22 protein-coding genes, 2 pseudogenes and 1 riboswitch are annotated in these 18,919 nt (G+C 70.3%); of the genes and pseudogenes, 8 read left to right on the top strand and 16 right to left on the bottom strand.

Annotated features, from left to right (window positions below; all coding sequences use genetic code 11):
* Positions 1-17: 17 nt before the first annotated feature.
* The 4 genes from AC2W7K_RS08060 to AC2W7K_RS08075 all read right to left on the bottom strand — a co-directional run bounded on the left by AC2W7K_RS08060 (position 18) and on the right by AC2W7K_RS08075 (position 4,547).
* Positions 18-980, bottom strand: coding sequence for an iron-siderophore ABC transporter substrate-binding protein (locus tag AC2W7K_RS08060; protein WP_198498488.1), 963 nt, complete (start codon positions 978-980; stop codon positions 18-20).
* An 89-nt stretch (positions 981-1,069) separates the two neighbouring features.
* The gene (locus AC2W7K_RS08065) at positions 1,070-2,566 is read right to left on the bottom strand and encodes an amino acid permease (protein WP_198498487.1); all 1,497 of its coding nucleotides are present in this window, start codon (positions 2,564-2,566) and stop codon (positions 1,070-1,072) included.
* A gap of 153 nt (positions 2,567-2,719) precedes the next feature.
* Positions 2,720-3,418 (bottom strand): response regulator, encoded by a 699-nt coding sequence (locus AC2W7K_RS08070; RefSeq protein WP_486005981.1) that lies wholly within the window; start codon positions 3,416-3,418, stop codon positions 2,720-2,722.
* A complete protein-coding gene (locus AC2W7K_RS08075) occupies positions 3,411-4,547 on the bottom strand; it encodes a sensor histidine kinase (protein ID WP_486005982.1) in 1,137 nt (378 codons plus the stop codon). Before AC2W7K_RS08075 ends, AC2W7K_RS08070 begins: the two co-directional genes overlap by 8 nt.
* A 148-nt stretch (positions 4,548-4,695) precedes the next feature.
* Between AC2W7K_RS08075 and AC2W7K_RS08080 the strand changes: the two genes are divergently transcribed.
* Entirely contained in the window at positions 4,696-5,472 is a 777-nt protein-coding gene (locus AC2W7K_RS08080; RefSeq protein ID WP_486005983.1) for a DedA family protein, read from the top strand.
* On the opposite strand, the gene AC2W7K_RS08085 is transcribed toward AC2W7K_RS08080, so the two are convergent.
* Together AC2W7K_RS08085 and thiE are read right to left on the bottom strand one after the other, a co-directional pair.
* Positions 5,426-6,340 (bottom strand): ketopantoate reductase family protein, encoded by a 915-nt coding sequence (locus tag AC2W7K_RS08085; RefSeq protein ID WP_486005984.1) that lies wholly within the window; start codon positions 6,338-6,340, stop codon positions 5,426-5,428. The genes AC2W7K_RS08080 and AC2W7K_RS08085 overlap by 47 nt on opposite strands.
* Positions 6,337-7,086 (bottom strand): thiamine phosphate synthase, encoded by a 750-nt coding sequence (gene thiE / locus AC2W7K_RS08090; RefSeq protein ID WP_486006006.1) that lies wholly within the window; start codon positions 7,084-7,086, stop codon positions 6,337-6,339. The genes AC2W7K_RS08085 and thiE overlap by 4 nt, the downstream gene beginning before the upstream one ends.
* A gap of 74 nt (positions 7,087-7,160) precedes the next feature.
* Positions 7,161-7,263, top strand: a riboswitch (TPP riboswitch).
* On the opposite strand from thiE, the pseudogene AC2W7K_RS08095 reads away from it, so the two are divergent.
* The 5 genes and pseudogenes from AC2W7K_RS08095 to moeB form a co-directional block, all read left to right on the top strand.
* Positions 7,254-7,919 (top strand): annotated as a pseudogene (locus tag AC2W7K_RS08095) (FAD-dependent oxidoreductase); the annotation flags it as partial. It overlaps the preceding riboswitch by 10 nt.
* A gap of 107 nt (positions 7,920-8,026) precedes the next feature.
* Positions 8,027-8,449, top strand: a complete 423-nt coding sequence (locus AC2W7K_RS08100) for an FAD-dependent oxidoreductase (protein WP_486006007.1) — start codon at positions 8,027-8,029, stop codon at positions 8,447-8,449.
* Positions 8,446-8,682 (top strand): sulfur carrier protein ThiS, encoded by a 237-nt coding sequence (thiS, locus tag AC2W7K_RS08105; RefSeq protein WP_137824667.1) that lies wholly within the window; start codon positions 8,446-8,448, stop codon positions 8,680-8,682. The genes AC2W7K_RS08100 and thiS overlap by 4 nt, the downstream gene beginning before the upstream one ends.
* A 1-nt stretch (position 8,683) precedes the next feature.
* Positions 8,684-9,492: pseudogene (locus AC2W7K_RS08110) on the top strand (thiazole synthase).
* Positions 9,489-10,643 (top strand): molybdopterin-synthase adenylyltransferase MoeB, encoded by a 1,155-nt coding sequence (gene moeB, locus AC2W7K_RS08115; protein ID WP_486005985.1) that lies wholly within the window; start codon positions 9,489-9,491, stop codon positions 10,641-10,643. Before AC2W7K_RS08110 ends, moeB begins: the two are co-directional and overlap by 4 nt.
* Here moeB and AC2W7K_RS08120 read toward each other — a convergent pair.
* The gene (locus tag AC2W7K_RS08120; protein ID WP_486005986.1) at positions 10,627-11,106 is read right to left on the bottom strand and encodes an SRPBCC family protein; all 480 of its coding nucleotides are present in this window, start codon (positions 11,104-11,106) and stop codon (positions 10,627-10,629) included. The genes moeB and AC2W7K_RS08120 overlap by 17 nt on opposite strands.
* Positions 11,107-11,154: 48 nt before the next feature.
* Between AC2W7K_RS08120 and AC2W7K_RS08125 the strand changes: the two genes are divergently transcribed.
* Positions 11,155-11,796: a mismatch-specific DNA-glycosylase gene (locus AC2W7K_RS08125; RefSeq protein ID WP_486005987.1), complete on the top strand. Its 642-nt coding sequence runs from the start codon at positions 11,155-11,157 to the stop codon at positions 11,794-11,796.
* A gap of 82 nt (positions 11,797-11,878) precedes the next feature.
* On the opposite strand, the gene AC2W7K_RS08130 is transcribed toward AC2W7K_RS08125, so the two are convergent.
* From AC2W7K_RS08130 to AC2W7K_RS08145, 4 genes are all read right to left on the bottom strand, one after another.
* Positions 11,879-12,130, bottom strand: a complete 252-nt coding sequence (locus tag AC2W7K_RS08130) for a hypothetical protein (protein WP_486005988.1) — start codon at positions 12,128-12,130, stop codon at positions 11,879-11,881.
* Positions 12,127-12,489, bottom strand: a complete 363-nt coding sequence (locus AC2W7K_RS08135; protein WP_486005989.1) for a thymidine kinase — start codon at positions 12,487-12,489, stop codon at positions 12,127-12,129. Before AC2W7K_RS08135 ends, AC2W7K_RS08130 begins: the two co-directional genes overlap by 4 nt.
* 103 nt (positions 12,490-12,592) lie before the next feature.
* Complete coding sequence (locus AC2W7K_RS08140) at positions 12,593-13,270, bottom strand: PepSY domain-containing protein (protein ID WP_486005990.1); 678 nt, start codon at positions 13,268-13,270, stop codon at positions 12,593-12,595.
* Between the two features lie 170 nt (positions 13,271-13,440).
* Positions 13,441-13,902 carry a VOC family protein gene (locus AC2W7K_RS08145; RefSeq protein WP_344258564.1) on the bottom strand — a complete coding sequence of 154 codons (462 nt, stop codon included), beginning with the start codon at positions 13,900-13,902 and terminating at the stop codon, positions 13,441-13,443.
* 385 nt (positions 13,903-14,287) lie between these two features.
* Here AC2W7K_RS08145 and AC2W7K_RS08150 point away from each other — a divergent pair, with 385 nt between their 5' ends.
* Complete coding sequence (locus AC2W7K_RS08150) at positions 14,288-14,578, top strand: YrhK family protein (protein ID WP_198498475.1); 291 nt, start codon at positions 14,288-14,290, stop codon at positions 14,576-14,578.
* A 96-nt stretch (positions 14,579-14,674) separates the two neighbouring features.
* Here the strand turns inward: AC2W7K_RS08150 and AC2W7K_RS08155 are convergent, their stop codons facing one another.
* The 5 genes from AC2W7K_RS08155 to AC2W7K_RS08175 are packed head-to-tail and all read right to left on the bottom strand — an operon-like array spanning position 14,675 to position 18,903.
* Entirely contained in the window at positions 14,675-15,376 is a 702-nt protein-coding gene (locus AC2W7K_RS08155; protein ID WP_486005991.1) for an ATP-binding cassette domain-containing protein, read from the bottom strand.
* On the bottom strand, positions 15,331-16,182 hold the full coding sequence (locus AC2W7K_RS08160; protein ID WP_486005992.1) for an ATP-binding cassette domain-containing protein: 852 nt from the start codon (positions 16,180-16,182) through the stop codon (positions 15,331-15,333). The genes AC2W7K_RS08155 and AC2W7K_RS08160 overlap by 46 nt, the downstream gene beginning before the upstream one ends.
* Entirely contained in the window at positions 16,179-16,985 is an 807-nt protein-coding gene (locus tag AC2W7K_RS08165) for an energy-coupling factor transporter transmembrane component T family protein (RefSeq protein WP_344258568.1), read from the bottom strand. Before AC2W7K_RS08165 ends, AC2W7K_RS08160 begins: the two co-directional genes overlap by 4 nt.
* Positions 16,986-17,828 (bottom strand): histidine kinase, encoded by an 843-nt coding sequence (locus AC2W7K_RS08170; protein WP_344258570.1) that lies wholly within the window; start codon positions 17,826-17,828, stop codon positions 16,986-16,988.
* Positions 17,821-18,903 (bottom strand): nucleoside hydrolase, encoded by a 1,083-nt coding sequence (locus AC2W7K_RS08175; RefSeq protein WP_198498471.1) that lies wholly within the window; start codon positions 18,901-18,903, stop codon positions 17,821-17,823. Before AC2W7K_RS08175 ends, AC2W7K_RS08170 begins: the two co-directional genes overlap by 8 nt.
* Positions 18,904-18,919 lie beyond the last annotated feature (16 nt).

The following is an 18,919-nucleotide window of genomic DNA, read 5'->3' on the forward strand; positions in this document are numbered from 1 at the left end:
CCGCCTGCCGCGCGCCGCTACTTGACGGCGGGCTTGAGGAGCTCCGGCATCGTCTGGGCGGCATAGCGCGCCGAGAGCACCGAGTTGAGCGAGAACGCCTTGCGCACTTCGTCGTTGTCCTGAGTGAGCACGACCGAGCGGCCGTCGGCGACCGCGGGAATCCGCTGGAATGCGGAATCCTCGGTCACCTCGGTGTCGGGGATGTAGATCGGGAAGACGAGGAGGAGATCCGCGTCGAGGTCGTCGAGCTTCTCCTCCGACACCGGCACCGTGAAGCCCTCGGGCTGGAGTGCGTCGATCGTCGGAGACTGGGTGAATCCGAGGTTCTCCATGAACTGCACGCGCTCGGTGCCCTTGATGTAGGCGCCCCAGCCCTCGGAGGTCTTCGCCGCCACGGTCACGGTCTTGCCGTCGAACTCGGGGTTGGCGTCGCGGGCGACTGCGAATTCGGCGTCGAGGTCCTCGAGCTGCTTCTTGCCCTTCTCCTCCTCGCCGAGTGCTTCGGCGACCATCGTCACCTGCTGATCCATCGACGTCAGGTAGTTGTCGCCGCCTTCGGGCGGGCCCACCGTCGGGGCGATCTCGCTGAGGCGGTCGTAGCGCTCCTGCTCGCCCGAGCTCTTCGTGTCGAGGATGAGGTCGGGCTCGAGTGCGGCGATCGCCTCGTAGTCGGGTTCGAGGGTGGCGATGATCTCCGGAGGCGTGTCGTAGAGGTCCGCCGCCCACGGCCCGACGCCGGAACCGCCGAACTCGACCCAGTCGGAGGCGCCGACGGGCTGGACGCCGAGCGCGAGTGCCGTCTCCGCATCGCCCCAGCCCAGAGCCACGACGCGCTGCGGGTCGGCGGGAACCTCGACGGCGCCGAACTTCGTGTCGACGCTGGCCCCCGTCGCGGTCGTCTCCGCATCGCCGGCGCCGCCGCCCGAGCACGCGGTGAGCAGGAGGACAGAGGCGAGGATGGGGGCGAGGATTCTGCGCATGGATCTCTTTCGTCGGAGTTTAGGCAAGCCTAGCTTAATCCATAGCGAGGTGTGGGGTGAACGCCACCAGCCGCCGACGATCGGGTCGCTCAGCGCTCGGGTTTGATCTCGAGCCCGTCGACGTCGACCTTCTCGAGCGGCACGAGTCCGGCAGGGCGGCCCTTGACGAGCCGGTAGATGCCCCACACGAGGAGGAAGGCGGGCAGGCCGATGTAGGCGGAGGCGACCTCGAGGACGCGGCCGTCGACGACGGCCTCGATGTTCTGTCCGGCGACGACGACGATAAGCATGATGAGCGCGATGATCGGCCCGATGGGGAAGAGCGGTGCCCGGTAGGGCAGGTCGGCGACGCTGTGACCCTGGCGGACGTAGGCGCGACGGAACCGGAAGTGACACCAGGCGATGCCGATCCACACGATGAACCCGGAGAGACCGGAGACGTTGATGAGCCAGGTGTAGGCCGCCCCGTCGCCCATCACCTCGGTGAGGAATCCGAAGAGCCCGATGAAGGCGGTCGCGAAGAGGGCCATGACGGGCACGCCGCGGGCGTTGAGACGGGCGAACAGTCGTGGGGCGGTGCCGTCCTTCGCCATCGCGTAGAGCATCCGGGTCGAGGCGTAGAGTCCGGAGTTGCCGGCGGAGAGGATCGCGGTGAGGATGACGGCGTTCATCACGCTCGCGGCCACGGCGATGCCCGCGCGTTCGAAGACGAGGGTGAACGGGGAGGCGGTGATGTCGTCGTTGTCCGCCGCGGCCAGCAGGGACGGATCCGTGTAGGGCAGGAGGAATCCGATGACGACGATCGCTCCGATGTAGAAGAGCATGATCCGCCAGAACACGGTCCGGATGGCCCGCGGCATGTCGCGGCGGGGGTCCCGGGATTCGCCCGCGGTGACGCCGACGAGCTCGGTGCCCTGGAAGGAGAAGCCGGCGATCATGAACACGGAGATGATCGAGACCCACCCGCCGACGAACGGCGCCTCCCCGGTCGTCCAGTTGCTCAGTCCCGGTGAGCTGCCGCCGATGATGCCGGCGATCATGAGGACGCCGAGGACGAGGAATGCGAGCACGGCCGTGACCTTGATCGCGGCGAACCAGAACTCGCCTTCGCCGAAGGCGCGGGCGGAGAGGAAGTTGAGGCCGGTGAGGAGGGCGAGGAAGACGGCCGCCCAGATCCATGCGGGCACGTCGGGCACCCAGAAGGACATGATGACGCCGGCGGCGACGAGTTCGGCAGCCAGGGTGATCGCCCAGTTGAACCAGTAGTTCCAGCCCATCGCGAAGCCGAAGGAGGGGCTGACGTACTTCGAGCCGTACGTGTGGAAGGACCCGGCGACGGGCAGATGGGTCGACATCTCGCCGAGGGACTGCATGACGAAGAGGACCATGATCCCGATGACGGCGTACGCGAGCAGCGCCCCGCCGGGGCCGGCTTGGGAGATCGTGCCGCCCGATCCGAGGAAGAGGCCGGTGCCGATGGCGCCGCCGATCGCGATCATCTGCAGGTGACGCGACCGCAGTCCCCGCTTGAGTTCCCGGGAGTTCTCGTTCCGGGTGGTCGTCGCCGAGGTGGTCGGCTGTTGCATTGTGTCCCCTGCTCGCATTCGGTCGGGTCCCGGTTGCGGGCCCCGGCCATTCTTATCACATGAAGGCGACGGGAGCGGGGCATGCAGGATGGTCTGGGCATCTCGACACCAGCCCGGGCGGAGACCCGAGCACCGGCAGAGATCAGCGAGCCTTCACGTCCGGTCGAGGAAGCGCAGGACCGCCGCGACCCGACGGCTCGTCGTCTCCCCTGCCTGGAGGTCGAGTTTGTCGAAGATCGCGCTGATCGCCTTCTCCACCGAGCTGATCGAGACGTAGAGGCGCTCGGCGATGCCGCGGTTCGACAGTCCCTCGGCCATCGCCGCGAGGACATCGTGCTCCCGGGGGCTGAGCGCCTCGAGCGTCGACTGCCGCTCCGAGGTGCGCAGGAGCTGCCGGACGACCTCGGGGTCGATGACGGTGCCGCCGGCGGCGATGCGCATGACCGAGTCGAGGAACCGGTCGATGTCGGTGACCCGGTTCTTCAGCAGGTAGCCGACACCGACCGATTCGGAGCTGAGCAGCTCGGTCGCGTACTCGTGGAGTACGTACTGGCTGAGCACGAGCACCCCGATGTCCGGGTGGGTGCGCTTGATCGTCAACGCCGCCTCGAGCCCCTCCGTCGTATGCGTCGGCGGCATCCGCACGTCGACGATCGCCAGCTGCGGGACCAGGGCGTCGACGGCCGCGAGCAGCTGGGTTCCGTCATCGACGGAGGCGACGACGGAGATCCCCTCGTCCTCGAGGAGACTGCGCACGCCCTCCCGCAGGAGGACGGCGTCGTCGGCGAGGACGACGCGCAGCGCGTCACGGCTCGCCGGCGTCGGCGCATTCGTGCGGGTGGGCTCAGTCATAGGGGATCTCCGCTCTCACTGTGGTGCCCTCACTCACCGGGCTGATGATCTCGAGTCGGCCGTCGAGTGCACTGACCCGCCGGGAGAGGCCCTGGAGCCCGCCCCCGCGCAGGTCGGCGCCTCCCTGGCCGTCGTCGACCACCTCGGCGACCAGCGCGGTCCCGCCGTCGTGGACGCGGATGGTGATCGCCGAGGCGGCGGCGTGCTTGACGACGTTCGTCACGGCTTCGCGGACGACGAAGTACGCGGCCGATTCGACGGCCTGCGGGATGCGCCCGGCCGGCTGCTCGAGGATCGTCACCGGCACCGGGCAGTGGTCGGCGATGCGCGTGAGCACCGACGCCAGCCCGTGCTCGTCGAGTGCGGTGGGATAGACCCGCCACGCCACTTCCCGCATCTCGTCGATGAGGTCCTGGGACTGGACGAGCGCACTGTCGAGGAGGGCTGCCGCCTTCTCCGGGTCGTGGGCCCTGCGGGCCCGGGCGATGAGGACGGACAGGGACACGACGTTCTGCTGCACCCCGTCGTGGAGGTCGCGTTCGATGCGGCGGCGTTCGTCGTCGATGGCGACGACGACCCCGCGGCGGGTGGTGATGAGCTCGGTGATGCGGCTGTGGACCGCGGTCGGTCGGCTCACCTCGCCGGCGGAGGCGTCGATGCGTCCGTGCAGCCAGTTGCCGAGTTCGGCGAGGAGGACCGCGCCGATGAGGTTCGCCGCCCCGTAGAGGACGCCGACGAGGAGCAGCGGCTGGCTCATCGTCCACAGCGAGAAGCTGATCGTCACCCCGCCGCCTGAGAACAGGCCCTGGATGAGCGCGCCGAGGGTGACGAAGACGAATCCGGTGAGGAGGTTGACCACGGGCACGGCGATGAGGAGGGCGACGAGGCCGGTCAGGGCGAAGAAGCCGCGCCCCGGCCGGACGTCTGCGAGCACGATGCCCAGAGTCCGCTCCTGCCGGGTCCGCTCCCAGGTGAGGACGCGACGGGAGAGCGCCGAGGCGGGCGGGAGGCACGCGGCGAGCAGCAGCGGCAGGCAGAGGAGGCCGCCCCACAGCACCCCGAGCACGGAGAGCGACCACCGCCTGAGGAACATGCGGGGTTCGCGCGGGATCGTCGCGGGCCACGGCATGGCTCGATCGTAGCAACGCAGGTCAGGGCGTCTGGAGGTGTCAGACCTCACATCTCGTTCCGGTTTTCCGCAGCGTGTCGGCAGGTGAACCCGTCCCTGGAATGCGCTCCGCCTCGTATCGGCGAGCACGGCCGCGTCACTAGGGTCGATGACCATGGACTTCGCTCTCGACCTCATCCAGCAGACGCTGACCTCCCCGTGGCTCTACCTCCTCATCGCCGTCGTCGCGGCCCTCGACTCCCTCGTCCCGATCGTGCCCTCGGAGACCGTCGTCATCACTGCCGCCGCGTACGCCGTGACCGGCAGTCCGGCGGCGGTGGGCATCATCGCGGCGGCGGCCGTCGGTGCGCTCCTCGGCGATCTCGCCGCCCACCTCGTCGGTCGCGGCGGCAGTCGCGCCACCGACCGGTGGGTCCGGTCGGCCCGGCTGCGCCGGCTGCTCGCCTCGACGGCGGAGATGTTCGCCGTCCGGGGCGGCGCGATGCTCGTCGCGGGACGGTTCATCCCCGGCGGGCGGACGGCGACGACGATCGCCTCGGGGATGCTCCGTTATCCCCTGCCGCGGTTCCTCGCCGTCGACTTCCTCGGGGCGCTGGCGTGGGCGGTCTACTCGACGGGTATCGGGCTCCTCGGCGGGGCAGTGTTCGCCGATCAGCCGCTGTGGGGTGTCGTCCTCGGCGTCGGCATCGCGCTCACCCTCACCGGCATCGCCGAGGTGGCCCGCCGTCTCCGGGCGAAGCGGAGGGCCGCTGTTGCCGAGCCCGTATCCGGAGGTTTCGAATCTGACGGCACCGCTGCCCTCGAGCCCGCGGTGCCCGAGCCCACGGCAGCTGCGGTCGGGCCACGGAGGTGCGTCCCGACCGCAGAGCGCGCCCGCCTCATGCGCTCCGGTCGAACTCGCCTGCTCGCAGCTGCACGAGAGTGAGATCGAGCAGCGGGGTCGGCACGCCGAGGTCGCGCGCCGTCGTCTGGAGGTGGCCGAGGATGTGCTCGGTCTCGTTCGGCAGTCCGGCCGTGACGTCCCGGTAGAGCGAGGAGGTGAAGGCGGAGCCCTCGGCGGTGAGCATCGACAGGGTGGCCGCCCTGGCCCGCGCGGAGACCGGGTGGCCGGCGGCCATGGCGACGGCTTCGAGTTCGTCGATGATCCCCACGACGTGGGGTTCGCCACCGGCGGCCATGATCGCGCCGACCGGTGCCCGGAAGAGGCACGTGACGACACCGGCCGCGGCGATGAACACCCACTTCTCCCACAGGGCGTCGTCGATGCCGTCGATGACCTGCAGCCGGAAGCCGGGGACGTCGAGCGCGTCGACGACCGCGGGTGGGACCTCTCCCCCGCCGAGGCGGCCGATCGTCATCGTCGCGAGATCCGTCATCTGGACGATGTCGGCTCCGCGCATCGTGCCGACGATCTTGACGAGCCCACCGAGCACCTGCCCGGGGAACTCCGCCTCGAGGCGACCGATCTGCGCCATCCCATTGAGGAACGGGATGATGAGAGTCTGGGGTCCGACGGCCGGCCGGAGGTCGGCGATGATCGATTCGAGGGCACCGGCCTTGACGGCGACGAGGATGAGGTCGACCGGGGTCGAGTCGGCCGCGAGCTCCTCCGCCGTCGTCACGGTCACCGGGTTCGTCCGGTCCTCGTCGGGGGCGATGAATCGCAGACCGTTCTCTCTCAGCGCCTCGGCGCGTGCGGGCCTGACGAGGAAGGTGACGTCGCGTCCGGCTTCGACGAGGCGGGTGCCGAAGGCGCCGCCGGTCGCGCCGGCTCCGGCGATGAGGATTGTCACAGGGTGCCGTCCTTCGTGGTCGTGCCAGTTGTCGTGCCAGTGGTCGTGCCAGCGGTCGTGTCGGGGTCAGCGGAAGCCAGCTGCGCACGCAGCCGAGCGGCCGCCTCGGCGGGGTCAGGCGCCTCGGTGATCGCGCGGACGACGACGATGCGTGACGCCCCGGTCTCCTGCACGGCCTGGAGACGGTCACCGGCAGAGATCCCGCCGATCGCGAACCACGGCTTGACCGTCCTCCCGCTCACCGCCGCCAGCGGATCGAGCCCGGCCGCCGGGCGACCGGGCTTCGTCGGGGTCTCCCACACGGGGCCGAGGCAGAAGTAGTCGATCTCCGGGTCGGCGGCAGCGGCGAGCGCCTGCTCGACCGAATGCGTCGACCGGCCGAGGATGACGTCGTCGCCGAGCACCGTGCGGGCCTGCGCGCTCGTCAGGTCGCCCTGCCCGACATGGAAGACGTCGGCGCCGACGAGGAGGGCGACGTCGGCGCGGTCGTTGACGGAGAAGAGCTTCCCGTGCCGGTGGGCGGCATCGCGGAGGATCTCGAGGGCGGCGATCTCCTCCCTGGCTTCGAGACCTTTGTCGCGGAGCTGGATGATGTCGACGCCCCCGGCGTAGGCGGCATCGAGGAACTCACCGAGGTCGCCCTGCTGCGTGCGGGCGTCGGTGCAGAGGTAGAGCCGGGCGGAGGCGAGCGCACGGGTCCGCGCGGCATCCCGGCCGGTGGAGTCGCGGTCGACCGGGTGCCCCACGTTCTCAGCAAGGGCGGTCACGGGGTCTTGCACTGCGGGAGACGTTGGCATCGTGGGAACCATGCTCCTAGAGTAGAGGAGTTCGCGGGAGCCTCGCTGGGAGGCTGAGAGGGCTTCGTGCCGACCGCCTTACCTGATGCGGGTCATGCCGCCGGAGGGAGAATCGCATGGACGTCATCGTCGTCGGCGCCGGGATCATCGGCCTGGCCACGGCGTGGGAGCTCCACCGGCGCGGGGCGGCCGTCACCGTCATCGATCCGCATCCGGGCTCGGGCGCCACCGCGGCCGCGGCCGGGATGATCGCCCCTGCCGCCGAGATCGCGTGGGGCCAGACTCCGCTGTTTCCGCTCATGCGCGTCTCCGCCGACCTCTACCCGGACTTCACTGCGGCACTGACCCGGGAATCGGGGGCCGACCTCGGGGAGACGGCGACCGCCACACTCGTCTGCGCCGGTGACCGCGCGGATCTCACGGCCCTGCGCGAACTCAGCGCCCTCCAGTCCGCGGCCGGTTCCGACCTCGACCTGCTCACCGGATCCCGCGCCCGCGACCTCGAACCAGCCCTGGCCCCCGGTGTGTGCGGGGCCGTCCTCATTCCCGGCGATCATGCGATCGATCCCCGGCGGGTGACGCGCGCGCTGCTCACCGTCCTCGGCGACCGCGTCATCGAGGAGCGGGTGACGGGACTGGTCGGCGATGAGGGATCACCGACCGGTGCCCCGGCTCGGACGACCGGAGTCGAGCTCGCCTCGGGACGTCGGCTGTACGCCGATCAGGTCGTGCTCGCCGCAGGCATGGCGCACAATGCGATCGCCGGCGCTCCCGCGCTGCCGCTGCGAGCCGTCCACGGCGACGTCATCCGGCTCCGCTCGGATCCCGGCGCTCCCCCGCTGCTCACCCGGACGATCCGGGGACTCGTCGCCGGTCGGCCGTCTACGTCGTGCCGCGGCCCGATGGGGAGCTCGTCCTCGGGGCGACCTCCCGGGAGGACGGCCAGTCGGGCATCCTCGCCGAGGGCGTCCACCGTCTCCTCCACGACGCCGAACGCCTCGTGCCCGGGCTCCTCGGATGTGAGATCACGGAGATCACGGCACGGGCCCGGCCCGGCTCGCCCGACGACCTCCCCCTCCTCGGTCGCACCGACCCCGGTCTCGTCGTCTCCACCGGGTACTTCCGCCACGGGGTGCTCCTCGCACCGTTCGGCGCCCGCCTCGGCGCGGATCTCGTCGTCGGCGCGGACTCCGCGTGGCTGCCCGTCGGTGCGCGCGAGGCCGTGGCACCGGCACGGTTCGAGTCCGACCACTCGCCATCATCACCGCAGTCACCGGCTGCACCACTGCTGACAGCAAGGAAGGGATCATGACCATCACACTCAACGGCGACCGCCGGGACATCACCGCGGGCACGACCGCCCGCACCCTCGTCGAGGACATCACCGGTCGGCAGCTGAGCGAAGACGGCACCCCGGTCGACGGCGGCCGCCTCGGGGTGGCCCTCGCCGTCGACGGCGAGGTCGTGCGACGCGGCCTGTGGGCCGGCTTCACCATCACCGACGGCCACACCGTCGACATCGTCACCGCAGTCCAGGGAGGCTGACATGAGCTGGACCATCGACACCGTCACCTTCGACTCCCACCTCGTCATGGGCACCGGTGGGGCGAGCACTCTGCGCATCCTCGAGGACGCCCTGACCGCCTCGGCGACAGAGCTGACGACGGTCGCGATCCGCCGCTTCGACGCCGCGGCCAGGGATTCGGTGTTCGCGCTCCTCGAGCGGCTGGGCATCCGCTCGCTGCCGAACACGGCCGGCTGCTACACGGCCCGCGATGCCGTGCTCACTGCCCAGCTGGCCCGGGAGGCGCTCGAGACGAACTGGGTCAAACTCGAGGTCATCGCCGACGAGGACACCCTGCTGCCCGACCCCGTCGAACTCTTCCGCGCCGCCGAGGAGCTCGTCCTCGACGGCTTCACGGTCTTCGCCTACACGAACGACGATCCCGCGCTGGCGAAGCGGCTCGAGGACGCCGGGGTCGCCGCGGTCATGCCCGCCGGCGCCCCGATCGGTTCGGGCCTGGGCATCCTCAACCCGCACAACATCGAGACGATCGTCTCCCGCGCCCAGGTGCCGGTCATCCTCGACGCGGGCATCGGCACCGCCTCGGACGCCGCCCTGGCCATGGAGCTCGGGTGCACCGCGGTGCTGCTCGCCTCCGCCGTCACCCGCGCGCACGACGCCCGGCGATGGCGCAGGCGATGCGGCTCGCCGTCGACGCCGGTCGCCTCGCGGCCGGGGCGGGACGGATCCCCAGACGTCCGCTCGCGCTCGCATCGTCGCCCGACGACGGGCGGGTGACCGCGGAGACCGCCCGCACGACCTCGGTCGAGAACCTGGTGATGGGACCGTGAGACCGCTCGTCGAACCCGGACCCGAGCTCAGCCCCGCGGAGATCGCACGCTACTCCCGGCATCTCAGCCTGCCCGATGTCGGGGTGACCGGTCAGCGCCGCCTGCGCGCGGCGAAGATCCTCGTCATCGGCGCCGGCGGTCTCGGCGCCCCGGTCCTCCAATACCTCGGGGCGGCCGGGATCGGGCAGCTGACCGTCATCGACGACGATGTCGTCGACGTGTCGAACCTGCAGCGCCAGATCCTCCACCGGGATGCCGATGTCGGCCGTCCCAAGGTCGAATCCGCGCGCGATGCCCTGCTCCGGCTCGATCCCGGCCTCACCGTCGAGACGGTTGCCGAGCGCCTGAGCCCGGACAACGCCCTTGAGCTCTTCGCCGCCCACGACCTCGTCATCGACGGGGCGGACAACTTCGCGACCCGTTACCTGTCCAATGACGCTGCCGAACTCACCGGCACACCCCTGGTGTGGGGAACGATCTTCCGCTTCGAGGGGCAGGTGAGCACGTTCGCCCCCGGTCACGGTCCGATGCTGCGCGACCTCTTCCCCGACATCCCCGACGCCGATTCCGTGCCGAGCTGTGCCGAGGGCGGAGTGCTCGGGGTGCTCTGCGGGCTCGTCGGGTCGCTCATGGCCGCCGAGGCGATCAAGCTCATCTGCGGCATCGGCGATCCCCTGCTCGGCCGCCTGCTGCGGGTCGATGCGCTGAGCACGACCGTGACGACGCTGCGCTTCTCGCCCGACCCGGACCGCCCCGCTGTCACCGATCTCGCCGAGGTGGCCGCAGCGTGTGCGGCACCCGCGGTGGGGGCGCCGGCTCCGTCCGGGGTGGCGGAGGTCACGGCCGACGAGGTTCGCGCGCTCACCTCGGCGCCGGTGATCGTCGATGTCCGGGAGACGTGGGAGCGGGAGCTCGAGGCGATTCCCGGCAGCGTGCACGTCCCCCTCGACGACGTCGTCGACCGCGGCTGGCCGTCCCTCGCCGAGGCGGTCGGCCCGGCCACCGACATCGTCGTCCACTGCAGGTCGGGGGTGCGGTCGGCTCGCGCCGTCTCGGCAGTGAGCAGCGAAGCGCCGCCGAACGTCCGCATCCGGTCATTGGCCGGAGGCATCGAGGCGTGGACGGCGACGGAGACTACGCCAGTTCGCTGAGGCGGCGACGCAGTCCGCTCTCGCCGGCTCGCATGACGATGCCGTGCATGCCGGCGGAGATCGGCCTGAGGGCCCGGACGGATCGCCGCCTGGTCGTCACGCACCAGGTCGCGGAGATCGCGGTGAGCGGCCCGGTGCGCGCCAGGGTCCAGACGCCGACCCCGCGCAGGTCGCCGTCGGCGAGGAGGCGCACCTGCCGCGGTGGAGTGAGACCCTCGATGGACAGCGTGATGTCGAACGCGACGCCGAGGGGGCTGCGCACGGTGATCCCCGCGCGGCTGCCGGGGTGGACTCCGGAGTCGTCAGTGGTGGCCGCGGCGATGCCCGGCCACCACTGCGGCCAGGCCTCGACGTCGGTGAGGACCGACCACACCGCAGGAAGGGGATCGGCCACCCGCCACACCGACTCGAAGTGGAAGGGCGCGGACTCACCGGGGCGGGGGCGGGTGTGCTCGTGGCTCATGGCGGGCCTCCGTTCGACGCGTCGTCCTTCGACGGTAGTCTGGGTGGCGTGCCAGCCGAAAATCGCCGACCCCGCAGACCATCGCCGCTCGGCGGGCGGAAGCCGACGAAGGACGACCTCGCGCAGTTCGCCACCGACGATCCCGATGCCATCGACGATGTCCTCCCGGCCGGGCCGGGAGGACTCTCCCTGCTCATCGTCGGCATCAATCCGGGCCTGTGGACAGCGGCGGTCAACGCTCCCTTCGCCCGTCCGGGCAATCGCTTCTGGCCCTCGCTCCATCGGGGCGGGCTGACCGATCACCTCGTCGATGCCTCGCTCGGTCTCTCCGCAGAGGATGAGGAGCATCTGCTCTCCCGGGGCATCGGGATCACCAACCTCGTCGGGCGGGCCACGGTCCGGGCCGATGAGCTGACGAACGAGGAGCTGCGCGACGGCGGTGCCCGCCTCGTCGCGCGTTTGGCCGATCTTCGGCCGGCAGCCGTGGCGATCGCCGGGATCACCTCGTTCCGGATCGCGTTCTCCCAGCCGAAGGCGACGCTCGGCGTTCAGGACACTTCGCTCATTCCCGGGTGGCCGGAGGACGTCGCTCTGCGCGTCGTGCCGCAGCCGAGCGGCTTGAACGCGCATTACAACATCGCGGCCCTCGCCGACATCTGGCGGGAGACGTGGGCTGCCATCGAGTCGTGACCTCGCCGGGCTGACGACAGGGCCTCCGCCGGATCAGGGTGAGGCCGCTGCCGGGGTCATGGTGAGGCCGGTTTCGGGCTCATCACCCGTCTGTCACGGGGCGCGTTGCTGCTCCCTGACCGAAGTGCTCCCGGCAGCGGGCGACGTAGGAGTCGAGGCCGCCGACGTGGCTGGCGTCGATGTCAGTGGCGGCACCGGTCGGCTGCGCGGCGATGCGCTCATGGAACACGGCGTCGCGACCGCAGATCGTGCAGACTGCGGTGAGCTTCGTGACGTCCTCGGCGAGTGCCATGAAGGTCGGCAATGGTTCGAACGGTGCACCGTCGAAGGTCACGCAGAGGCCTTCGACGATGACCGTGGCACCCGTGGCCAGGAGTCGTCGACGACCGGGACGAGGTCGGGACCGAAGAACTGCGCTTCGTCGATGGCGATGAGGTCGAAATCCTCCGCCGCGGCGACCGCGGCGAGGTCGGTGACGTTGCCGACGGGAATCGCGGGGATGTTGACCCCGATGTGCGAGGTGACGGCCGAGAGTTCGGCGCGGGTGTCGAGGGAATGGCTGATGACGAGCGCGTTGACGCCCGCGATGCGGGCACGACGGACACGGCGCATGAGCTCTTCGGACTTGCCGGAGAACATCGGACCGGTGATGACTTCGAGGCGGCCGACCGGGGGCGCAGCGCTTGAGTGCATGGGATCAGCCTAGCCCGAGGCGGTGACACACAGGCGGCGGACCGGTCGCGACCTCGTCGGACCGGGCGCGACTTCAGGTGCCATGGCCTCACTTGCCCTGACCTCAGTTGTCGACGGTGACCGTCTTCGAGTCCACGTCCACGGTGACCTCGGTGTCGGCATTGCCGTCCTCGTAGTCGAACTGGTACTCGATGCGATCGTCGTCGGATTCGAGCTTCCAGCTCGTCAGGCGCCCTGTGCCCTGCCCGGCGGCGAGGCCGAGCGCCTCGTCGAACGTCATCGGCGAGCTGAGGTCGATGGCCTGCTCGAAGTCGTCGGTGGTGTCCTCGTCGCGGCTGACGACGTCGCCGGAGTCCGCATCGACCGTGACGTCGTAGTCCGTCGTGCCGGAGAGGATCTTGACCTCGTACTGCCACGCGTCGTCACGGCGGTCGTGGTCGAGTTCGATGGCGTGGACGGTGCCGTCGCCGACGTCGGCCTGCGCTGCGGCGATCGCGTCCTCGGGGGTCACCTGCGGCTGGACCCGGCTCAGGTCGGCGTCGGCCGACAGTGCGGACTGGCCGGACTGGCCAGTCTGCTCGGACTGGTCGGCTTGCGCGGACGGGTCGGCAGGTGCGCTCTCCTCAGCCGATTCGGAGCTCACCGCTCCGGCCTGCGTCGGCTGGCTCGACGCGGCGTCTGCGGTCTGGGATTCGGCATTCCCGCCGGCGCACCCGGTCAGGGCGAGGCTGAAGGCGAGCGTGACGACAGCGGCGAGATAGGTCGGCTTCGCAGTCTTCATACCAGTCACGGTAGCAATGCGACCGGAGGCCCGTCAGGAAAATAAGAGAACTATCATCGGATCGACCCGAGTCGGCAGGCTCAGTCGAGACACCGTGGTCGATCGAGGCAACATCGTCGGTCCGGGCAGCCGAGCCAGTCGAGGCAGCCGGGTCGGTCCAGTCAGACGGTTCAGTCGAGGCAGAACTCGTTGCCCTCGGGATCGGCCATGACGATGAAACCGGTCTCCATCGGCGGTTTCGGTTCGAACCGCTGCAGACGTTTCGCCCCGAGGGCGACCAGCCGATTGCATTCGGCCTCGAGGGCGTCCATCCGATCGGCACCCTGCAGTCCGGGTGCGGCACGGACGTCGAGGTGGATGCGGTTCTTCACCGTCTTCTCCTCGGGGACCGTCTGGAAGAACACCCGCGGGCCGCGCCCGGCCGGGTCTTCGATCGCGGCGCGCATGTCCTCCGGTCTCATCTCGACGCCGAGTCCCTCGAGGAACTCCCTCCACGCGTCGAACGGATCCTGCCCGTCGGCGAGCGAGGCACCGGGCGGCCCGGGGATGACGTAGCCGAGGACCTCCGCCCAGAACCTCGCCACGAGGATCGGGTCATGACAGTCGACGGTGATCTGCACGGAACGGCTCATGATGTCTCCTCATCGAGAGTCTGGCGCGTGGTGAGTGTCGGTGATGCCGACTGTAGCCGACGCCACTGACACGGCAGCGTCGACGCGTCCCACGGGTGACGCATGCGTGACGGTCATGTGCCGCAGAATCCGACGCCCACGGTCCCGAAGCGTCGCACCGCTCTCCCGCTGTCGCTGCCGAACAGCCCGGTCGGAAGAGCCGCATGTCCGGCGTCTGCGCCGACGACCGGCGAACCACCGGCAAACCACCGACAACCATCGAGTCTCCGCGCGAGCTGAGTCTTCCTGCGAGTCCACCGCCGAGCTCTATCTCAGATGGCGCGCGCACCGCAGCCCCGCATAAAATCGCAACGGCCCTTTTCCCACCCACCCTCTGGAGGACTGCTTGACCACGCAGGAACACGACCTCATCATGCACATCGGACACGACGAGATCGTCATCCGCCAGCGCTACCAGATGATCAGCATCGCCAACGATGTCCTCATCGGCCTGTGGTTCCTCATCGGCAGCTTCATGTTCTTCTCCGACTCGCTCATGTTCGCCGGCACGTGCCTCTTCGTCCTCGGCAGCATCGAGATGCTCATCCGCCCGGTCATCCGCTTCGCCCGCCACATCCACCTGCAGAAATTCCGCACCCCGGGCACGCTGACGACCGAATCGTCCTACGACTACTGAGCCACCGCCGGCCACGCACCACCGACCACTCGACACCGACCACCCACCACTGGTCTCGCGACACCGCCCACGCTCAGGCGTCGGCGCCAGCCGCGCTCAGACGTCGGCGCCCGTCGCGCCGAGGCGACCCCTGTCGAGAGTGACGATCCGATCGGCGGCCGATCCCGCCCACCGCCGGTCGTGGGTGACCGCGATGACGGCGCCGCCTCGCCCGCAGAAGTCCGCGACGACATCGTTGAGCCTCGCCATCGCCGCCGCGTCCCTGCCCTGTGTCGGTTCGTCGAGCAGAAGGACCGTCGGTTCCGTGATGAGCGCCGAGGCGATGACGACGTCCTTCCGCCGCGCAGTCCCGAGGTCGAAGGGATGGGACTCGGCCGCCTCGGCGAGGCCCAGCGTCGCCATCGCCGAGGCGACCGCCGCTGCCCGCTCCGCGACGACGGCCTCACGCTCACGCCTCCGATGTCGGGGCAGGGGTGCGGCTCGCCGCAGCTCGCTGGCGACCGTCGAGGCCGAGAGCTGGGTGCCCGGATCCTGACCGACCCACCCGAGGTGCGCGGCTCGCCGGCACGCGGGCATGCCCGGCAGCACGATGTCCTCGCCGAGGCGGTGCACCGTCATCGCACCCGTCACCGTGGCGCCGCGGTCGAGGAGGCCGAGGAGAGCGCGCAGCAGCGTCGACTTCCCGGCACCGTTCGCACCGGTGAGCGCGAGGAGCTCTCCCGGATTCAGCCGGAGATCGACGCCGTCGAGGATCACCGCCTCACCCCGTTCCACCCGCAGGCCATCGATCGTGAGCACGGCGCCGGTCGCGGGGTCTGCTGTCCGTCGTCGGGAAGAGCAGGCTTCGGCTCATCGGATTCGGAGGCGAGGGCCGCCGCGTCTCGGGACCGGGCGGACGCACGCGCCGGCACCGATGTCCACACGCCGTGCCCGGCGATCGCGGCGTCCTCGAGCGAGGCCGGTTCCACCGCGGCGCCCAGCGTGCCCGAGGAGAGGAAGCTGACGGCGTCGCAGGCCTCGGCGACGTCGTCGAACTGGTGGCCGGTGAGGAGGACCGCGCCCCCGGAGTCCGTGTGGGCGCGCAGCCCGGCGATGAGACTCCGGCGCATCCGCGGGTCGAGCGAGAGCGCGGGCTCGTCGAGGACGAGGAGCACGGGGTCGAGGGCGAGGAGACCGGCGAGCGCGACGAGCTGCCGCTGTCCACCGGAGAGCGTGTCGAGGCGTCGGTCCCACAGTTCGCCGAGACCGAAAGTGCTGAGCGCGGCGGCCGCCGCCACCCGCGAGCGGTCGGCGGTCACGCCGTGGAGTCGGCTCGGCAGCTGCACTTCGTCGCCGACGATGCTCGTCATCCCCGACAGCTGCGCCTCGGGATCGTCTCCGAGCATGACGGCGCTGTCGGTGACGACCGCGTGGCCGGTCACGGTCGCCTGCTCGGCGAGGAGTCCGACGGTGAGCCGGGCCAGTGCCGAGATCCCCGACCGCTGCGGACCGAGCACCGCGTGCATCCGTCCGGGATCGAGCCGCAGGCTGATGTCGGTGAGCACCGGCGCCTGCGCAGCCCGGTACGTGACGTCGACCCCGGCGAGGTCGAGCACGGCGCTCATCCTCGACCTCCGAGGATCGTGTCGGCACTCGGCAGGGGCAGGAAGCCGGCCACCGAGGTGACGATGAGGGCGACGGTGAGGAGGGGACCGCCTCGGCGGATGAGGGACTGCACCCGGTCGTCGCGGTGATCCTGCAGGTCAACGGCGTGGTCGGAGCGGGCGAAGCCACGCTGGTCGAGGACCTCGTGGCGTTGGTCGACGCCGACGAGCAGGGAGGTGAAGAGGCCTGCGACGATGCGCGGGAGAAGCCGGATGCGCGTTCCCCACCGGTGTGTCGGCCATCCGCGGGCGGCGAGGGCGTCGAGGACGTCGGTGGTGCGTCGGCGCACCAACGGGATGAGGCTGAGCGCGGAGGCGCAGATGTAGGCCACCGCTGCGGGCAGGCGGAGTGCGATGAGGCCGTCGAAGAGCTGCGCGGAGTCGTTGCCGAGCCCGAGCAGCGCACCGAGGGCGATGAGCGCGGTGACCCGCAGCCAGATCTGGGCCGCGATCGCGAGGCCTTCGACGGTGACGCGAACGGCCCCGGACTGCCAGAGCACGGTCACCGCCGTCCCGGGGTAGAAGAGGCCCTGCACGAGGCCGACGACGATGAGCAGCGGCAGGCTCAGGCCCGCCACCGTCAGCGCCCACCGGGTGAGCGAGACCCGCCTTGTCGCCACCGCTGCGATGAGCGTGCCGAGGATGACGGCGGCGGGGACGACCGGTGACGGAATCCCGAACACGAGGAAGAGGGCGCAGGCCATGACGATGAGGTCGGTGGCCGGGTGCCAGCGGGTTCGGGATTCCGGGATCGCTGTCGTCATTCAGCTCAGACGCTGGGCGCGCGCCTGCGGGGGACGGCTGTGTTCGGTGAACGGGTACCTGTCGAGGATCCGGCGGGGCAGGGTGCGGAGCACGAGATAGGCGAGGCCGAAGATCAGCGCCTTGTCGATGATGTCGGAGACGATGCTCTGGGCGAGAGTCGCGGCGAGCATCTCCTGCCCGGCCGCTTGGAGGATCGCGACGATGCCGCCGGTGCCGGCCCCGAGTCCGCCGCCGAAGACGTAGGCGGCCACCGGGGCGCCGAGAGCCGCGGCGGGGATTCCCGCGAGCGCACCGGCGAGCACCGCGAACCAGGGGGTGCGGAAGGCGCCGAGGCGGGCGGCCCATCCGGCGGCGGCGCCGATGAAGGCAGCGCCGGTGGTGAAGGCGATGACGCTGGGGTTGAGGGTCACTCCCCAGATGAGGTTCGAGATGATGCCGGTGAACGCTCCGGCTGCCGGTCCGGCGAGAACGCCGATCATCACGGTGCCGATGGAGTCGAGGTAGAGCGGGATCGGGGTGAGCGTGCCGACGACCTGGCCGATGACGATGTTGAGGGCGATGGCCACGGGGATGAGCGCGATGATGCTGCGCGGAATGAGCGGCAGGGTGCCGGCCGCCAGGAGGATGCCGCCGGCGAGGTACCCGACCATGACCCACAGGGTGGTGTGGCCGAGGTCGGTGCCGAGGTTGGCGGGCTGGGTGAGGAGGACGACGAGGTAGGTCGCGAGGATGACGGCGGTGCCGAGGACGGTGAGGGTGAGAGTGATGGGGGTTTGTCCGGGACCAGTCGGTGCGGCTGGCCCCTGCCCAGACAGAGTGCGGGTGGTCGTGTCTCTAACCATGGTGTGGTCCCTTCTTCAGTGTGGCGCCGAGGTGGTCGAGGAAGAGTTCGGCATCGATCGAGCGGATGATCTCTGCGTTGGGTTCTCTCCCCCACCGCCCCAGCCAGTCGGCGACGGTTTCGCCTCGTGTGAGTGTACCGGTGAGTTCGACGTCGACCGGTGCTGTGGCAGTCTGCGACCAGGGCAGGGTGCTCTCCGACCGGTCAGGATCGCGGGCCCATGCGAGGGCGCAGGCAACGACGAAGGGGTCGTGGATGTGGGCGAGGTAGCCGAGTCCGTCCCATTCGTGGAACTCGAAGTAGAAGCGCAGGGCCGCGCCGAGTTCACGGAGCACTGTGTGCCACCGGTCGTCCGCATCGCCTGAGAGGATGGCCGCCCAGCGTTCGGGGGTCATTGCCACGGCTTCGGTGGCTTCGATCGGGGCGATGACGGGCAGAGCGATGTCGGGGTGCTCGTGACGGGCCCGGTCGAAGGCCGCGAGGACGGCGGCGGTCGATTCGGGGTCGAAGGTGACGTTCCATTCCGTCGTCGGGTGCGTGTTGCCGCGGTAGTTGAAGGCCCCGCCCATGATGAAGAGGCGGCGGAGCAGGTGGGGCAGCCGGGGTTCGATCTCCAGGGCGAGCGCGAGGTTCGTCGACGGCCCGATGACGATGCCGATGAGCTCGCCGGGGTGCGCGCGGGCGGCGTCGACCCACGCCTGTGCCGCCGAGGTGGGGCTGAGCGGCACCGTCGGTTCCGGCAGGGTGGCGTAGCCGGCACCGGTCTGGCCGTGGGTGAGGTCGGCGTACTCGATGTCGACGGTGTCGGGCTCCCCCACGACCGGTCCGGATGGCATCTGTGCGGCTGCTGATCTCCGGCGAGCCAGCGGCAGGGCATGGCCCGCGTGGACGGGGAGGTCGTCGGCTCCGGCGAGCGTGAGCCATCTCCGCGTGTTCTCGACGACCTGCGCAGTGGGAACGTTCCCGCCCGAGGCGGCGATGCCGACGACATCGACGTCGTCCTGGCACAGGAGGTAGGCGAGCGCGATCGCGTCGTCGATGCCCGGGTCGCAGTCGAGGAAGAGCAGCAGAGTCATATGTTCATTCTGCCGG

Source organism: Brevibacterium sp. LAARM2_SD2 (assembly GCF_057364785.1).

Excerpts from the sequence above, each read along its gene's own strand:
- AC2W7K_RS08175 (WP_198498471.1), bottom strand. The coding sequence starts at position 18,903 with ATGACTCTGCTGCTCTTCCTCGACTGCGACCCGGGCATCGACGACGCG.
- AC2W7K_RS08135 (WP_486005989.1), bottom strand. The coding sequence starts at position 12,489 with ATGCACTCAAGCGCTGCGCCCCCGGTCGGCCGCCTCGAAGTCATCACC.
- thiS (WP_137824667.1), top strand. The coding sequence starts at position 8,446 with ATGACCATCACACTCAACGGCGACCGCCGGGACATCACCGCGGGCACG.
- AC2W7K_RS08075 (WP_486005982.1), bottom strand. The coding sequence starts at position 4,547 with ATGCCGTGGCCCGCGACGATCCCGCGCGAACCCCGCATGTTCCTCAGG.
- AC2W7K_RS08145 (WP_344258564.1), bottom strand. The coding sequence starts at position 13,902 with ATGAGCCGTTCCGTGCAGATCACCGTCGACTGTCATGACCCGATCCTC.
- AC2W7K_RS08080 (WP_486005983.1), top strand. The coding sequence starts at position 4,696 with ATGACCATGGACTTCGCTCTCGACCTCATCCAGCAGACGCTGACCTCC.
- AC2W7K_RS08170 (WP_344258570.1), bottom strand. The coding sequence starts at position 17,828 with ATGGTTAGAGACACGACCACCCGCACTCTGTCTGGGCAGGGGCCAGCC.
- AC2W7K_RS08160 (WP_486005992.1), bottom strand. The coding sequence starts at position 16,182 with ATGAGCGCCGTGCTCGACCTCGCCGGGGTCGACGTCACGTACCGGGCT.
- AC2W7K_RS08140 (WP_486005990.1), bottom strand. The coding sequence starts at position 13,270 with ATGAAGACTGCGAAGCCGACCTATCTCGCCGCTGTCGTCACGCTCGCC.
- AC2W7K_RS08065 (WP_198498487.1), bottom strand. The coding sequence starts at position 2,566 with ATGCAACAGCCGACCACCTCGGCGACGACCACCCGGAACGAGAACTCC.
- AC2W7K_RS08165 (WP_344258568.1), bottom strand. The coding sequence starts at position 16,985 with ATGACGACAGCGATCCCGGAATCCCGAACCCGCTGGCACCCGGCCACC.
- AC2W7K_RS08120 (WP_486005986.1), bottom strand. The coding sequence starts at position 11,106 with ATGAGCCACGAGCACACCCGCCCCCGCCCCGGTGAGTCCGCGCCCTTC.
- AC2W7K_RS08070 (WP_486005981.1), bottom strand. The coding sequence starts at position 3,418 with ATGACTGAGCCCACCCGCACGAATGCGCCGACGCCGGCGAGCCGTGAC.
- AC2W7K_RS08060 (WP_198498488.1), bottom strand. The coding sequence starts at position 980 with ATGCGCAGAATCCTCGCCCCCATCCTCGCCTCTGTCCTCCTGCTCACC.